The following is a 15,627-nucleotide window of genomic DNA, read 5'->3' on the forward strand; positions in this document are numbered from 1 at the left end:
CTATTGTCGATAAGTAATGCGGTGTCGCTCAGCGTTCGATGACGAGATCGCTGAGCGGCTTCGAGCAGCAGGGCAGGAAAAAGCCGGCGTCGATTTCCCTCTGGCGGATGCCGCCATTGTGGTTCATGTCAACCGTGCCTGAGGTCAGCTTCGACTTGCAGGTGCCGCAAACGCCGTTGGCGCAGGAAGATGGAATCCTGACGCCCGTCTTCTTCGCACAGGAGAGCACGCTCTGGTCGCCGGTTACCTCGATGCTGCGGGCCTGCTTCGAGAAAGTGACCTGAAAGACCTTGGCCTTCGCTTCCTGGATCGCGGGGATCTCGGGTTCGTCAATGACCGCGGCGTCGAAGCTTTCCTCGAGATAATGCGAGGCGGGGACGCCGAGCTCGGCGGAAATGCTGCGTGCTGCCGCCATGAATGGGGCGGGGCCGCAACACATCACGGTCCGATCGGCAATATCCGGAACTGCAAGCCTGACATAGTCCGCCGAAATACGGCCGGTGAGGCCGGGCCAGGACGCCTCGCCGGCAACGGTCTCCGGCAGGAAGTGCAGGCGAAGGCCCTTTAGCCTGCGGGCGATGCAGGCGAGCTCGTCACGGAAGATCAGATCCTGCGGCGTGCGCGCGGCATGCATGAAGACGACGTCGGCGGGATCGCAGCTGTCGGCGAGTTCACGCAGAATCGACATAACAGGGGTGATGCCGGAGCCGCCGGAGAGCAGCAGAAGTTTCGGCTTCGATGCCTCAGGCCGGACGAAATGGCCGAGCGGGCCGTTCGCCTTGACGGATGCTCCCGGAACGAGCGTGTCGTGAAGCCAGTTGGAGATCTTGCCGCCCGGAACGCGCTTCACCGTGACGGAGAAGGCGTTCGTGCGATGCGGCGAAGAGGAGATGCTGTAGCACCGGCTTTCCGGCTCTCCGTTGTGCTCCAGGTCGAACAGAAAATACTGTCCGGCCTTGAAGGCGAACCGCTTCCCGTCAGGGGATGCGAAAGTGAAGGTCTTGACGTCATGGGTCTCCTGCTGGACGTCGAGACAGACGAGCGCATCGTCTTCCTCGGGGTTCCAGACGTCGTGACGGGCGGCCTTTGCGAGCAGCACTTGCGGGGTCCTAGTATCCATGAGCGCGCATCCGGTCGATGTACCAGCTGGCGAACTTGTCGAGGTTCGTCTCGGAAAAGCGGGAATAGGGGCCCGGTTGATAAGCGGGATCGAGAGCGCCGGCATGGGAACGGGCAACGAGATCGGCGTCCTGATCGGTCGTGGCGACCCAGACATCCGTCAGCTTGTCGAGATCGTAATCGACCCCTTCGACGGCGTCCTTGTGCACCAGCCACTTGGTCCTGACCAGGGTCTTGCCGGCCGAGAGCGGGATGACGGTTGCGACCACGGCATGGTCGCCCATGAAGTGGTTCCAGCTATTATGACCCCAGAGATGCGTGTCGCCGAGATCCTTGCGGGTCATCTGCCCGAGGAGCTTGGAGGATGCGGCGGTGGCGTCGTGGGTCTGGGATTCGCCGGCACCTGATATGATCAGCCGCTGCGTGCGGAAGTTCGTAGCGCAGTCGGCGAGCTGCTCGACGGCAGCCGAGGGGAAGCCGTCGGCCTCCCATGCCTGCGTGCGCTCCTCGTACATCCGGAAGTGCTCCTCGGCCTGCTCACGATCCTCGGGGCTCAGCGTTTCCGGATCGAAGCCGAAGTCGAGATCGACGAAGGAGACGCAGAGTTCCGGGTGGTTGGCGGAGCAGTGATAGCACTCGCGATTGTTCTCCATCGTCAGCTTCCAGTTGCCGTCCTCGATGACGTCGGTCTGGTGGGCGATCTTGGCATTGCGGATATCGTAGGGAGCAAGGCGCTCGACCATCGCCTGTTCGAGGCCGGCAATATCCTCGGGCGGATTGTCGGACAGGCAGACGTAAATCAGGCCGCCGATCGATTTGAAGGTAACGGGCTTGAGACTGTGACAATCCTTGTCGAATTCCTTGCCCATATGGGGGGCGTAGCTGAGCTCGCCCGTCAGCTCATAGGTCCAGGTGTGATAGGGACAGACGAGCTTCGAAACGATCGTCTTGCCCGGATTGAGAAGGCGGGAGCCGCGATGGCGGCAGACATTGTGCAGGACGCGGATTTCACCGTCGTCGTCGCGCAGAAGGATCAGGCTCGTCTTGCCGATATCGACGACGGTGGCGTCGCCGGCTTCGGGAACGTCACAGTCGAGGCCGACACAGATCCAGTGCTTGTGGAAGAAGACGTCGATATCTGCTTCGAACACGTCTTCTCTGACATAGAGGCCGGCCGGCAGCGAATGGCCTTCAGAACGGGAGTCGAGCAGCGCCGAAATGGTAGATGGGAGCCTGTTTAGCATGAGAACCTCTTATGTGAGAGTTTCCCTAGATTGATCTTGCAGTGCGGGGCTTTCAACGGCATAAAAAATCACGTTCGCATAATCTTTTCTCATGTGAAAAGGCCTCCAAGATGCAATTTCGAAGACGGCTTCCATCGCTGACCGCACTGGTGACCCTGGAGGCGGTGCTGCGTAGGAAAAGCTTCACCCTGGCTGCGACCGAACTCGGCGTCACCCAGGCAGCGGTCAGCAGGCAGATTGCGTTGCTGGAGGAGGAGTTCGGCCAGTCCCTCTTCGTGCGCAAGCATCGAGCGATCGAACCGACGGCGGCGTGCATCAGCCTTGGCGCAACACTGGCGAAGAGTTTTGCCGATATCGCCGAGAGTGTGGAAGCGCTCCAGTCACGCAGTCAGGACGTGGTAACGATCGGCGCAACCGTCGCATTCTCGTCCTTCTGGCTGCTGCCGCGGCTGGCTGAGTTCCGCCGAGCCAACCCAGGCATTCTGGTGCGGGTGATATCCCAGGACAGCCCGATTGCGCTCGACGGCGGTGAGGTCGACGTGGCGATCCGCTACGGCCTGCCTCCCTTCAGCGACGGAACGGTCATCGCCTCGCGCGGCGATGTCATTTCCCCCGTCTGCTCTCCGGACTATCTCCGGCGTCGGGGAGATGGGCCGCTCGGCTCGGCTGACGAATTCATCGAAACGGATGTTGTCGACCGTTCCTGGTATAGCTGGTCGCAATGGGTTTCGTTCACAGGCGCCAATATCGCGGTCAAGCCGTCGCTTCGGTTCAGCCATTATACCGAGACAATCGCCGCCGCGCGCGCCGGGCAGGGGATTGCCTTGGGTTGGCGCCTGCTGATCGGCACTTTTCTCGAGGACGGAACCCTGGTGCCGGCCGAGGAAAGTGAGCTCGCCGCGGAAGATCGTTACAACGTGATCGTGCCCGTCAAAGCCAAGCGAAGCAATGCCCGCGACCTCGCCGCCGCCTGGCTGACGGCATCGCTGCACGGTTGATCACAAGCCGAGCCCAGGCGTGGCCGTTCGGTGCACGCCTTTCGGGACGAACGCGAACCGATCCGACAGATCCAGGAAATCGGCCGCCAGGTGAATGACCGAAAGCCACATTTCCGTTCCCTGCAAGCTCGGTTCACCGCCATCGGCGAAGGCAAAACCCTCGCCATCCCGCCATCGATCGAGCGCCCTCGATATCAGATTGCGGGCGATCGCCTCGCCATCGGCCCGCCGGTAATTGGTTTGCCGGGCAATCAGCAGCAGCGGATGGATCGTATCGAGTAGGTTGCACGCATTGTATTGCGCGCCGACGAAACCCTTGTGATTGCGGCAGTTGAGGTGAACCGTTTCGAGTGAGGCGTGCGGATGGGGAAGCGGAACGCCGAACTGCGCGTAGGTGCCGCGGGTCAGGCGATAAAAACCGTTCACCGGCTGCAGCCATCCTTCCAGCGCCGTCGGTTCGCCCCATAGGCCCGAGACGGTGTTGGCATTACGGCTCAGCCACTCGAAAAGCGCCTGGCGTGGGCCTCTGATGCCGAAATACCGCGCATTGAAGTACATCGCAGTTCCGATGGCATCGACCGCGCTGCCGGCGTGCCACGCTCGGTTCGACCAGGGCAGGCCGCTCAGCCATTCCTCCAGCTCTTCAGCACTTAGCTGCACCGCCTGGATCGGGTGCCGTGGCCCGGAGCCGAGCAGTTCGAGCGCATAGCCGACCGAAAGAACATTGTAGAGCGCCTTCGGATCCTCCCTCATCGCCCGGCCATCTACGCGCGAATGCTCTTCCGGGAAAAGCCCGGTCTCCCTATCCTGAAGGCCTTGGAGACTCTCAACGGTCTGCGACGGATCGAGCCCAGATGGCAGATGCCCGAATCCGGCCGCGATCTCGATCGCATCGCACAGATGCCGGACTGCCGGCCGCCTGACGCCCTCCGCCTCCAGTGATTCATAGGCTTCCGACGTTTTCCACCGTGCAAGAATGTCAGGCCATTGCTCTTTCGCCTTCTGGCCAAGCTTGAGCAATCGGTCCTCGGTTTCCGCAGTGTCGGATTTCCTGGCCGGCGCGCCTCGGCTCCGCAGCACTTTTGCCGGTACGCCACCGGCAATCGACAGGGCGGGAATGTCCTGCGTGACCACCGCTCCGGCGGCGATCACCGCGCCATCTCCAATCGTGACGCCATCAAGGATCACGCAATTGGCGCCGATCCAGACATCGTCGCCTATGACGATGCCGAGGCTGACGACGCCCTGGCGGTGGATGGGACGAGTGGGATCGTCAAAACCATGATTGAAGCCGACGATCGAGGCATGTGAAGCGATCCGCACCCCATTGCCGCACGTCACCTTGCCCGACACGCAGGCATAGGGATTGATCGTGCAGTCGTCACCAAGGATCACATCGCCCCGAACGAGCGCGTGCCCCGCAATCCAGGAGCGCTCGCCCATCGTCAGGTTCTCGGTGAAAATCGCGGCATTTTCGGCGATATAGGATGTCTCGGCCAGCTCCGCACCGCAGGTCCGCCTAAGCTCCACCTTGCGGGCGAGGTGAGCGGGATGATCGAGGTCCGACGCAATACGTTCCCAGGGAAGATATTGCAGTCTGCGCGCTTCCCTCTGTTCGCTCGCCAATGTTTGCGGGCTGCTGGTGTGATCCATCTCGATCCTCATCTCAGTTTCGGCAGCGATGCCCTACAAGCGGACATTGCCTCCATTGTAGAACGTTGTTAGGCATACTCAATTTCAATGTCCGCACGTATCTTAAGAATCCGAATCATGTCCTCGACGACCTGCGAGTGCGTATGAGCTTCATCGTCTTTACACTAGTCGTGCTCGCCATTTGCGCCTTGCTGTTCATAGCCGCCATAGCAATTTTCTTTCTTGGGCTGCGCCGTATCTGGCGGCGGACGCAGCCCAACCAATTCGTTCTAAGAAGCGTCATCATAGCTTGTGGTCTCGGGGCTATCGCATTGCCCTACGTTGCCAACAAAGTTGGCGAGCGAAACTACGTTCTCGCACGTGTTCCCGAACCACTTGAAGTGGCTGAGATCGAATACCGCTTGGAAGAATCTTGGGGTGTCGGTTTCATGCCCGGAGACAACGAGACCGGTTTCGTTGTCTATCGACTGACCAATGGCAGCGCAGACTGGGCACGGAAACAGGGCAGCCAGCTGGGGAATATGCTTTCGGGAGCAAAAGGAGCGTGGCATGAAACACCGGTCGACGACAGGGGCGACGAAGCCGCGATAAGCCAATGGCATCACTACGACCATGATCCGCAGATGATGACGATAGATCGTCCTCAGCGCCACCCTCCTACAATATTTGAATATCTGGAAAAGTACGGCTTCACGATCCCGATCGAAGAGCGCCGCGCTTCCGAAGCCGACCGGTCGATCCAGTCAAGTGGATCGTTTTATTCCTACGGAGAGGGCGGCAGCGTCACGATCGTCGATCCGGGTCGGGGTAAGGTTTATTTCGCCTATGCTGGATGAACTGCCACGGTCATTTGTAATTCGTTGCTCGTAATCTGTGTTGTCATCGCCGGCAGTTATAATCTGCTGCGGATCATGATCACGAAAGACTAGACCCGAACTTGTCCCAGGCTTCCTTGACCGTCTCCATCGCGACATTGGTCGAGGTGCTGGCAACGTGGGGCAGTGTCGAGATGCGTTCGCCGAGGACGCGGCGGTAGCGGCCGATGTCGCGGGTGCGGATCTTCAGGAGATAGTCGAACCGACCGGCGATCATATGGCACTCCTCGACTTCCCGGATTTTCTTGATGGCGTCGTTGAAGCTTTTCAGCGCATCCTCGCGGGTGTCGGAGAGTTTCACCTCGACGAAGGCGATGTGGTCGAGCTGCATTTTCGCGGGGTTGAGGACGGCCTTGAAGCCTTCGATATAGCCGTCGCTGATCAGCCGTTTGAAGCGGATCTGGCACGGCGTCTTCGACAGTCCGACTTTTGCTGCGAGATCGGTGATCGACAGTCTGCCGTCCTCGGCGAGCGCGGCGAGGATCTTCCTGTCGAATTGGTCTAATTCACTAAAGATTTCAGTTTCGCTAGCCATGTGAACTTTCGCGAATGAGTAAATAAGTTCATACAGCCTATAAACTGAAAAAATCAAGTGAGATCACGATTGGCGAGTGTGATACCTTACACAGCGGCAATCGGAGGAAGGGCGCAGCTGCCCGGCATATTGTCGGATCGGCATTGGCGCCGCGCTCAAAAAGGGGATCATGCATGCACAGGAGTGAACCGGATGACGATCAGAAGCCGGACCTGCTCGCTCACTACAGGCCGGTGGCGATAAGGGCCGTGGCTGCGGCATTCACCCTCAAGCGTGACAAGCCGGATGCGCGCCCGCTTCGCGAGACGGAATATTCCGGCCCAGCTTTTACGGATGACGCCACCTGGGACGACGAGCCCGGTGTCCCATTTATCCGTTAGACCTGACAAAGATTTGATAGGGACTCCCATGTTGAACGCAGCGATCGACACCGTATCCTCCAATGATCCCGCCAACGGGGCGCCGTTCTCCGGCTTTGCCCCGCCGATCCGGCCGCAATCCGAGCTTCGCCAGGCCATCACCGCGGCCTATCGCCGCCCGGAAACCGAATGCCTGCCGCCGCTCGTTGCCGCGGCGCGCGTCTCCGAGGCGAAACGCTACGACATTCGCAGCACCGCCCGCACGCTGATCGAGGCGCTGCGCGCCAAGCATAAGGGCACTGGCGTCGAGGGGCTGGTGCAGGAATATTCGCTCTCCAGCCAGGAAGGCGTGGCGCTGATGTGCCTTGCCGAAGCACTGCTGCGCATTCCCGATACCGACACCCGCGATGCGCTGATCCGCGACAAGATCGCCGAGGGCAACTGGACCTCGCATATCGGCGGCGGCAAATCGATGTTCGTCAACGCCGCCACCTGGGGCCTCGTCGTCACCGGCAAGCTGACCTCGACGGTCAACGACCGCAGCCTATCGGCGGCGCTGACGCGGCTGATCGCGCGCGCCGGCGAGCCGGTCATCCGCCGCGGCGTCGATATGGCGATGCGCATGATGGGCGAGCAGTTCGTCACCGGCGAAACGATCGAGGAGGCGTTGAAGCGCGCCCGGCCGCTCGAAGCGCGCGGCTTCCGTTATTCCTACGACATGCTGGGCGAGGCCGCGACGACGGCTGCCGACGCCGAACGTTATTTCAAGGACTATGAAAAGGCGATCCACGCCATCGGCAAGGCCTCCAACGGACGCGGCATCTATGACGGCCCTGGTATTTCGATCAAGCTTTCCGCCCTGCATCCCCGCTATGTGAGGGCGCAGGCCGGCCGGGTGATGGGAGAGCTGTTGCCGAAGGTCAAGGCGCTCGCCGTCCTCGCCAAGGGTTACGATATCGGCCTCAACATCGACGCCGAGGAAGCCGACCGGCTGGAGCTTTCGCTCGATCTGCTCGAAGAGCTTTGCTTTGCCCCTGATCTCGCCGACTGGAACGGGCTGGGTTTCGTGGTGCAGGCCTATGGCAAGCGCTGCCCCTTCGTGCTCGACTATGTCATCGATCTCGCCCGCCGCTCCGGCCGCCGAGTCATGGTGCGTCTGGTCAAGGGCGCCTATTGGGATGCCGAAATCAAGCGCACCCAGCTCGACGGTCTCGACGATTATCCGGTCTATACCCGCAAGATCTACACCGACGTCGCCTACATCGCCTGCGCGCGCAAGCTGCTGAACGCGCCCGATGCCGTCTTCCCGCAGTTTGCCAGCCATAATGCGCAGACGCTGGCGACGATCTATCATCTCGCCGGTCCCGATTTCGCTGTCGGCAAATACGAGTTCCAGTGCCTGCACGGCATGGGCGAACCTCTCTACGACGAAGTCGTCGGCAAGGAAAAGCTCGACCGGCCCTGCCGCATCTACGCGCCTGTGGGAACGCATGAGACGCTGCTCGCCTATTTGGTGCGGCGTCTCCTGGAAAATGGCGCCAACTCCTCCTTCGTGCACCGCATCTCCGATCCGAACGTCTCGGTCGAGGCGCTGATCGCCGATCCCGCCGAAACCGTTGCCGCCATGCCGGTCATCGGCGCCGCCCACGCGCAGATCGCCTTGCCGAAGGCGCTTTACGGCAGTGCCCGAGCCAATTCCGACGGTCTCGATCTCTCGAACGAGACGACCCTTTCTGATCTGGCGCAGACACTCGCCTCCTCGGCTGCAAGCCCGTGGCATGCGCTTCCGATCCTCGCCGACGGCTCGACGGACGGGGTGACGCGTGATGTCCTCAATCCTGCCGATCACCGCGACGTGGTCGGCACGGTCACCGAACTGAAGGTCGAAGAGGCCGCCCGTATCGTGGCGATGGCGGCCGACTATGCGCCGCAATGGGCGGCGGTGCCGCCGGCCGATCGGGCGGCTTGCCTGGAGCGGGCGGCCGACATCATGCAGGCCCGCATCAAGACGCTGATGGGCATCATCATGCGCGAAGCCGGCAAATCCGCGGCCAATGCCGTCGGCGAAGTGCGCGAGGCGATCGACTTCCTGCGCTATTACGCCGAACAGGCGCGCAAGACCCTCGGACCGTCTCATGCGCCTCTCGGCCCCATCGTCTGCATCAGCCCGTGGAATTTCCCGCTGGCAATTTTCACCGGGCAGGTGGCCGCGGCGCTGGTGGCCGGCAATCCCGTGCTGGCGAAGCCTGCCGGCGTCACGCCGATCATCGCTTCGGAAAGCGTCAAGATCCTCCATGAGGCGGGCGTGCCTGTCGGCGCCTTGCAGTTCGTACCCGGCAGCGGCCGCCTCGGCGCCGGCATGGTGGGTGCAAAGGAAACAGCCGGTGTCATGTTCACCGGCTCGACCGAAGTCGCCCGTATGATCCAGGCGCAGCTGGCCGAACGGCTGTCTTCATCAGGCAAGCCGATCCCGCTGATTGCCGAAACCGGCGGCCAGAACGGCATGATCGTCGATTCCTCGGCGCTCGCCGAGCAGGTGGTGGCCGACGTCATCGCCTCGGCTTTCGACAGCGCTGGCCAGCGCTGCTCGGCGCTCCGCGTCCTCTGCCTGCAGGATGATGTGGCCGACCGGACCCTCAACATGCTGAAAGGCGCCTTCCGCGAGCTGACGATCGGCCGTACCGACCGGCTGAGCATCGATGTCGGGCCTGTCATCAACGATGGCGCAAAGGCCGAGATCGACCAGCATATCGAGCAGATGCGCGGCGCCGGCCGCAAGGTCGATCAGCTGCCGCTGCCCGAAAGTGCCGCGGCCGGGACCTTCATTCCGCCGACGATCATCGAGATCAAGGCCTTGTCGGACCTGACGCGGGAGATCTTCGGGCCGGTCCTGCATGTCGTCCGCTTCAAGCGAAACGGCCTCGATCGCCTGATCGACGACATCAACGCATCGGGTTATGGCCTGACATTCGGGCTTCACACCCGGCTTGACGAAACGATCGCGCATGTGACCAGCCGCATCAAGGCCGGCAACCTCTACGTCAACCGCAACATCATCGGCGCCGTCGTCGGCGTGCAACCTTTCGGCGGCCGCGGCCTGTCGGGCACCGGTCCGAAGGCCGGCGGTCCGCTCTATATCGGGCGGCTGGTGCAGCGTGCACCGGTGCCGCCACAGCAGGATTCCGTCCATACGGACCTCGCCCTTCGCGATTATATCGTCTGGCTCGACAGGAAGGGCTTGCCGGCCGAAGGGGAGGCGGCGCGCGGATATGCGAGCCGTTCGGCGCTCGGACTCGAGCGGGAACTGGTGGGCCCGGTCGGAGAACTCAATCTCTACGCGCTCCATCCCCGCGGCCGCATTCTTGCCGTGCCGCAGACCGAAAGCGGGCTTTATCGCCAGATCGCTGCAGTGCTGTCGACAGGCAATCACGTCGTCGTCGACGCCGGTTCCCTGCCGAAATCGGCCCTGGCGGATCTGCCGGCGGCTGTCGCCAGCCGGGTTTCCTGGACGTCGGATTGGGAAAAGGACGGGCCGTTCTCGGGTGCACTGGTCGAAGGGGATCGCGACAGGGTTCTGATCGTCAACCGGAAGATTGCTGCACTGCCCGGTCCGCTTCTGCTGGTCCAGGCCGCGACAAGCGAGGAATTGACGAACGATCCCGAGGCCTATTGCCTGAACTGGCTGCTGGAGGAGGTGTCGACATCGATCAACACCGCGGCAGCCGGCGGCAATGCCAGCCTTATGGCGATCGGTTGAGAAAACGAGACGAGGGCGCGCATATGCGCCCTCGATCGCCGTTTCGCATACTTCGAAAAACTCGACACCATTGACCATTTTTTTAAGAGTTCTGGCTATCGTGACAAGCTGGTGCGACGACTGCCGATTGCGGTCGCCTCGACATGACCGCTGAGGCTGTTGTCGATGTGATTGGTTGCGCCGGAGAAGCAGGCAATTTCCTGGGGTGAGGCTTCCTTATGGCGTTGATTGACCGACTGTTGCAGCGGATGCGGATCGTGACGAAGGTACTCTTCTTCGTCGTGCCGCTGATCGTTCTCATCGCCGGCATCGGTCTTTTCGGTTATTTCACCGCCGGCACGCTCAATGGCCAGATGACACTGACGCGGCAGACGATCGATACGCTTTCCAGTTTTCAGCAGCTGCGATCCTCGCTGACGGCATTTACCGACCTTCCGACAGCGGCCACGCGCGATCGATTGATCGCCAGCATCTCCGATCAGCAGAAGGGTGCGGCGACGCTCGATGCCATGTTGATCGATCCTGCGCAAAAGCAGCAGATCGCTGCGGTGCGCGAACTCGGGGCTAAGATGCAGGGCGGCGCCGACGCGCTTTGGGCCGTGTCGCAGGAGCGCGTCAATACCGAACAGGCGATCGACGACGCGGTGGCCGGGCTGTTTAAGGAAAGCCAGACGGCGCGCAAACAGCTCGACGTTCTCCAGGATCAAGCGAATGGCAAGGAGGCCTTCGTCCGGGCGCTGCTTCTCGATGCTTCGGCCTATAAGAATCTCGCGGGACGCATTGCCAAACTGCGCAAGGCGACCGCAGCGGCAGCCGACCCTCAAAAGCTCGGCCAGGCCATAGGCAGCCTTCTGCCGCCGCTCGTCAAAGAGGTCGGAGACAGCGGGGCTCTTGCCTCCGACAAGGCCCAGAGCCAGATCGCTGCGCTGAAGCCGGTCCTGGACAAGCTCGCCCCCATGGCCAAGGACAGCAGCTTGACGCTCGAAGCTTACGCTCCGGTCGATCAAGATCTGCAGGGCCTGCAGGACCAATTTGCAAAACTCGCCTCCGGCAATGCGGACACGGCGATCGAGCGCTTTACCGGCATGGATGCGAGCATCTCAACGCTTCGTTCGATGGTGGCGATCGTCAATGCCGCTTTCAAATCGATCGACGATCTGCGCCTGCACCTGAGCGAACTGAACAGGCGGGTGGATGCAGAGTCGCGGGATGCGGTTCTCGCGGATCTTAAGGCATTGCGCGAAAGCGCTGCAAAGCTTGTCCCCTTGAGCGGTAAAAATGCCGCGCTGCAGGATCTTGCCAAGAAGATCGAGCCATCCCTTGCGACGATCGAGAAAGACACGTCGCTTCTGATCTCGATCGCCGACCGGTGGCGCGCGGACAAGGCGGCGGCGACCGCACTTGTGGCCGACGCAAGCCACACGCTCGAACAGTTTGTCAGCACGGCGCAGGAGAGCGGAAAGGAAATCAGCCAGCGCTCGGCGACGATGTCGCTCGCGGCAATGATTGCGGGCACCGTGCTTGCGATCATCGGCGGCCTCATGCTGATCGAAACTCTGCGCGGGCCGCTGAAGCGGATCACCCAGACGATGATGCGGCTTGCCGCCGGCGATCTGAACGTTGCCATCGGCGACGGCAAGCGCGGCGACGAGATCGGCGACATGATCCGATCGGTGACCGTTTTCCGCGATCAGGCGCTTGAGAAGACCAGGCTCGAAGAGGTGGCCGAGACAAACAGGGCGCGCGACGAGCGGGAACAGGCCCGCCGCGCCGCCGAGCAGGCACGCATCGAGGCGGAACAGAGCGAGGCTCTGACAGCGCTGTCGGAAATGCTGGGCAAGCTTGCCAATGGCAATCTCGCCGCCGAGATGAGCGAGGATCTGGCCGCAGACTATGTCGCCATGGCGCAAACCTACAATCATGCCATCGATGCGCTGCGCCTGACGCTCACCGAGGTTCGCAACACGACCTACGAGATCGCCGAGGGCAGCACCAACCTTTCAGGAGCCGCCGACGATCTGGCGCGGCGCACGGAACAGCAGGCCGCAGCACTCGAGGAGAGCTCGCGGGTGCTCGGTGAACTGACCGACAGCGTGCGAACGACCGCTGAAAACGCCCGGCAGACGTCGCTTTCGGTCGCGGAAGCCCACCGCCAGGCGGAGCATTCCGCAGCCGTCGTGGCGAAAGCCGTCGATGCCATGGGCGCCATCAACCGTTCATCCGAGAAGGTCACCAGCATCATCGGCGTGATCGACGAGATCGCCTTCCAGACCAATCTTCTTGCCCTCAATGCGGGCGTGGAAGCGGCGCGCGCAGGAGAGGCCGGCAGAGGCTTTGCCGTGGTTGCGCAGGAGGTGCGCGAGCTTGCCCAGCGCTGCGCTAAGGCTGCCCGCGAGATCAAGGACCTCATCTCCAACAGCGCATCGCAGGTCGGCGCGGGCGTCACGCTCGTCGAGGAAACCGGCCATGCGCTTTCTGCCATCATGGAGCACTTCACCTCGATCAACGGACTGGTGCAGGTCATCTCTGCTTCCACGACCACGCAATACAAGGGCATTGACGAGGTGAACAACGCTGTTCGCGACGTCGAGCATATCACCCAGCACAACGCCGCCATGGTGGAGGAAAACACCGCGGAAATTCACAGGCTTCGCCAGCAGGTGGAACTATTGAACGAAAGAATTTCCCACTTTCAGACCGCCGACGGCCGCAGGACTTCGCCTGCCGGCATCGTGCGGATGGCCGCGGTCTCCTAAAGGGATTCCCTCGGAGGCCTTCCGCACGGTGATCAGGCGTCGTCGACGCTGACCGTCGAGGTGTCATTTTCCGCTACACCGCACCCCGACCCCGTTAGGTTCCGCCCTGGTCCTTTGGCGCGACCAAACGCCGTTTCACGTTTTCGATCCCAAGTACCGGGCTTGTCAGAACTGGAAGACCTTGGTCCATGCCCTGCACTGCACGAGCCATCGAGGCCTGCGCAAAAACGATCACGTCGACCTTCTGCGACAGCTCTTCCAGCGCTCGGCGGATTTCCGCGTCATGGGCTTCGACGTTCCCATCGGCGAGGAATTGAAACGCTCCGTGAACCAGCACATCGTCGATCACGACATTTTTGCCCGCCTCGCATGCCTGGCGCCTCAGCAGATCTGCTGTCGGCACCAGCGTTGTAGATAACGTGGCCAGGACGCCTATGCAGTTTCCGTGCTCGACAGCGGCTTTGGCCATGCCTTCGTCAATACGGAACAGCGGCACAGGACAAAGCGGCGCGATGGCATCGACCGCCGGCCCAAGCGTTGAGCATGTGACGACAATCGCATCTGCCCCGGCATCGACTGCCGACCATACGTAGGTGGCAAGCCTTCGTTTCGTCAGATGGGATAACGACCCGCGCTCGATGGTATTTCTCAACAGGCTCTCATCGAGGATCGCGAACGGCTTCCAGTCGGGCAAATGTTCTTTAGCAAGGGCCCGAAACTCCGAAACAAGATCGGACACCGTGTGGATGAAAGCCAGCTTTCTGACAGAGGCACTGGCAGTTTGAATTGACATATGATTTTCCATCCGAGTGTTGGAATCTGATTGGGGGAAGTGTACGGCAGTTCGTCACGTTAACTCGGTGTGCGATCCTTCTCTGGTTACGGATCGGGCAAGATCGCGCTTTGACCCCATAGAAATGCGCCAACTCGCAATCGCTCTGTGCCTGTCCTTCCACGCCAATGAATTGCGTCAGATGGCGCCAACTTCAATTTTCGATCTGTCCCTGAAACGCGACAGGCGGAATGGTGTCGGATCGACGATTGCCGTATCGCCTGCGACCAGATCCGCCGCCAGATGGCCAATGCCAGGGCCGGCGCCGAAGCCGTGTCCGGAACAACCTGCGGCGACAAACACTCCGCCGATACTGTCCACCGGTGAAATCGCGGGTATGGCGTCCGGGGTGGAGTCGACATATCCACCCCAAGCAGACGTGACGCCGGCCTCGGCAACGGCGGGGAGCAAGGCTCTTATCCGCGCCATTATGGTAGCCGTCATCCGAATGTCCGGAGCAGGATCGAGTACGCGAATGCGTTCGAAGGGGGTCGGCCTATCGAGACGCCAGCGACCGAGTGTTTCCGGACCCTGGAAAAAAGAGCGGCCTATGCCGATCTCGACGGCCTTCCGTCGTTTCAGGAACATCGGCAGAAACGGGCGAGCATAGCGGATGCTCTGCGGCGTGAGCTCGAGCGTCGCTCTGCCGCTGACGGCTATGGTGTAGCTGCCATCGATCCGGCGCGTCAGGGCGCAATCAGAAGTATAGATTGCGCCTCCAAAATCGGGTGCAGGACCGGTCCGCAAGGCGGTCTGACGGACACTAGCCTGCGGCAGGGAAACCGCATGCATGCGCAGAAAAGCAGAAGCCCAGGCGCCGGCGGCACATAGCACCCTGTTGGTGCGGATAAGGCCTTTCTCGGTGACGACGCCGCTTACTTGGCCATTGGTGATATCCAGGCCGCGCGCCGCGCAGTTCTGATGAACGGTCGCGCCATGTTTGCGCGCGCCCTCGGCTATCCGAGGAGCGGCGAGCCAGGGCTCAGCCTTGCCGTCGTCCACCGCGTGGACACCGCCCAGCCATTTACGGCCGCCGGCCGCTGGAACAGCGGCGGCGGCCTCGCTGGCCGTCAGCATTCTCGTATTGACGTCAAACCTTCGGGCAACCTCGCGCCAACGTTCCCATTCACCGAGCTGCTTTGGATCAGCGGTTGCATAGAGGAGCCCGCAACGGCGAAAGCCAAGGTCATGCCCGATCTCTACGGTCAGCTCTTCCCATAGGCGCAACGCCAGATTGGCAAGCGGCAATTCACGTTCATCCCGGTTCTGCCGACGGCACCAGCCCCAGTTCCGGCTCGACTGTTCGCAGCCGACATATCCCTTTTCGACAAGCGCTACCGATAGGCCGCGCCGTGCCAAGAAGTAGGCCGCGCTGGCGCCAACAATCCCGCCCCCGATGATGACGACATCTGATGACGTGGGTAGAGTTTCATCGCTGCTGATGTGGTGGATTAAAGGGGACATGGCGGCCTCAGGTGAATGATAGCCGGCAGTATCAA

At 61.6% G+C, this 15,627-nt stretch carries 11 protein-coding genes; 5 read left to right on the forward strand and 6 right to left on the reverse strand.

Annotated elements, in window-relative coordinates:
• Positions 1-28: 28 nt before the first annotated feature.
• Both FHX14_RS17935 and FHX14_RS17940 read right to left on the reverse strand, forming a co-directional pair.
• Positions 29-1,120 carry a hybrid-cluster NAD(P)-dependent oxidoreductase gene (locus FHX14_RS17935; RefSeq protein ID WP_184377951.1) on the reverse strand — a complete coding sequence of 364 codons (1,092 nt, stop codon included), beginning with the start codon at positions 1,118-1,120 and terminating at the stop codon, positions 29-31.
• Complete coding sequence (locus tag FHX14_RS17940; protein ID WP_003591107.1) at positions 1,110-2,363, reverse strand: aromatic ring-hydroxylating dioxygenase subunit alpha; 1,254 nt, start codon at positions 2,361-2,363, stop codon at positions 1,110-1,112. The genes FHX14_RS17935 and FHX14_RS17940 overlap by 11 nt, the downstream gene beginning before the upstream one ends.
• 110 nt (positions 2,364-2,473) lie before the next feature.
• Between FHX14_RS17940 and FHX14_RS17945 the strand changes: the two genes are divergently transcribed.
• Complete coding sequence (locus FHX14_RS17945; protein ID WP_184377952.1) at positions 2,474-3,361, forward strand: LysR substrate-binding domain-containing protein; 888 nt, start codon at positions 2,474-2,476, stop codon at positions 3,359-3,361.
• Here FHX14_RS17945 and FHX14_RS17950 read toward each other — a convergent pair whose 3' ends face one another.
• Positions 3,362-5,014 carry an acyltransferase gene (locus FHX14_RS17950; protein ID WP_184377953.1) on the reverse strand — a complete coding sequence of 551 codons (1,653 nt, stop codon included), beginning with the start codon at positions 5,012-5,014 and terminating at the stop codon, positions 3,362-3,364.
• Between the two features lie 143 nt (positions 5,015-5,157).
• Here FHX14_RS17950 and FHX14_RS17955 point away from each other — a divergent pair, with 143 nt between their 5' ends.
• Positions 5,158-5,850: a hypothetical protein gene (locus tag FHX14_RS17955; protein WP_184377954.1), complete on the forward strand. Its 693-nt coding sequence runs from the start codon at positions 5,158-5,160 to the stop codon at positions 5,848-5,850.
• A 79-nt stretch (positions 5,851-5,929) separates the two neighbouring features.
• Here the strand turns inward: FHX14_RS17955 and FHX14_RS17960 are convergent, their stop codons facing one another.
• Positions 5,930-6,424 carry an Lrp/AsnC ligand binding domain-containing protein gene (locus tag FHX14_RS17960; RefSeq protein WP_012556126.1) on the reverse strand — a complete coding sequence of 165 codons (495 nt, stop codon included), beginning with the start codon at positions 6,422-6,424 and terminating at the stop codon, positions 5,930-5,932.
• 173 nt (positions 6,425-6,597) lie between these two features.
• Between FHX14_RS17960 and FHX14_RS17965 the strand changes: the two genes are divergently transcribed.
• The 3 genes from FHX14_RS17965 to FHX14_RS17975 all read left to right on the forward strand — a co-directional run bounded on the left by FHX14_RS17965 (position 6,598) and on the right by FHX14_RS17975 (position 13,296).
• Positions 6,598-6,804, forward strand: a complete 207-nt coding sequence (locus FHX14_RS17965; RefSeq protein WP_012556127.1) for a hypothetical protein — start codon at positions 6,598-6,600, stop codon at positions 6,802-6,804.
• Between the two features lie 28 nt (positions 6,805-6,832).
• Positions 6,833-10,540, forward strand: coding sequence for a trifunctional transcriptional regulator/proline dehydrogenase/L-glutamate gamma-semialdehyde dehydrogenase (gene putA, locus FHX14_RS17970; protein ID WP_184377955.1), 3,708 nt, complete (start codon positions 6,833-6,835; stop codon positions 10,538-10,540).
• Between the two features lie 218 nt (positions 10,541-10,758).
• Positions 10,759-13,296 (forward strand): methyl-accepting chemotaxis protein, encoded by a 2,538-nt coding sequence (locus tag FHX14_RS17975; RefSeq protein ID WP_184377956.1) that lies wholly within the window; start codon positions 10,759-10,761, stop codon positions 13,294-13,296.
• Positions 13,297-13,390: 94 nt separating this feature from the next.
• On the opposite strand, the gene FHX14_RS17980 is transcribed toward FHX14_RS17975, so the two are convergent.
• Together FHX14_RS17980 and FHX14_RS17985 are read right to left on the reverse strand one after the other, a co-directional pair.
• The gene (locus FHX14_RS17980; RefSeq protein ID WP_184377957.1) at positions 13,391-14,089 is read right to left on the reverse strand and encodes an aspartate/glutamate racemase family protein; all 699 of its coding nucleotides are present in this window, start codon (positions 14,087-14,089) and stop codon (positions 13,391-13,393) included.
• A gap of 177 nt (positions 14,090-14,266) precedes the next feature.
• Positions 14,267-15,592, reverse strand: coding sequence for an FAD-binding oxidoreductase (locus tag FHX14_RS17985; RefSeq protein WP_184377958.1), 1,326 nt, complete (start codon positions 15,590-15,592; stop codon positions 14,267-14,269).
• Positions 15,593-15,627 lie beyond the last annotated feature (35 nt).

Origin of the sequence: Rhizobium sp. BK619 (assembly GCF_014195245.1) — a bacterium.
GTDB lineage: Bacteria > Pseudomonadota > Alphaproteobacteria > Rhizobiales > Rhizobiaceae > Rhizobium > Rhizobium acidisoli.

Coding starts and splice junctions, on each gene's coding strand:
- FHX14_RS17945 (WP_184377952.1), top strand. CDS start 2,474: ATGCAATTTCGAAGACGGCTTCCATCGCTGACCGCACTGGTGACCCTG.
- FHX14_RS17955 (WP_184377954.1), top strand. CDS start 5,158: ATGAGCTTCATCGTCTTTACACTAGTCGTGCTCGCCATTTGCGCCTTG.
- FHX14_RS17960 (WP_012556126.1), bottom strand. CDS start 6,424: ATGGCTAGCGAAACTGAAATCTTTAGTGAATTAGACCAATTCGACAGG.
- FHX14_RS17950 (WP_184377953.1), bottom strand. CDS start 5,014: ATGGATCACACCAGCAGCCCGCAAACATTGGCGAGCGAACAGAGGGAA.
- FHX14_RS17985 (WP_184377958.1), bottom strand. CDS start 15,592: ATGTCCCCTTTAATCCACCACATCAGCAGCGATGAAACTCTACCCACG.
- FHX14_RS17975 (WP_184377956.1), top strand. CDS start 10,759: ATGGCGTTGATTGACCGACTGTTGCAGCGGATGCGGATCGTGACGAAG.
- FHX14_RS17940 (WP_003591107.1), bottom strand. CDS start 2,363: ATGCTAAACAGGCTCCCATCTACCATTTCGGCGCTGCTCGACTCCCGT.
- putA (WP_184377955.1), top strand. CDS start 6,833: ATGTTGAACGCAGCGATCGACACCGTATCCTCCAATGATCCCGCCAAC.
- FHX14_RS17980 (WP_184377957.1), bottom strand. CDS start 14,089: ATGTCAATTCAAACTGCCAGTGCCTCTGTCAGAAAGCTGGCTTTCATC.
- FHX14_RS17965 (WP_012556127.1), top strand. CDS start 6,598: ATGCACAGGAGTGAACCGGATGACGATCAGAAGCCGGACCTGCTCGCT.
- FHX14_RS17935 (WP_184377951.1), bottom strand. CDS start 1,120: ATGGATACTAGGACCCCGCAAGTGCTGCTCGCAAAGGCCGCCCGTCAC.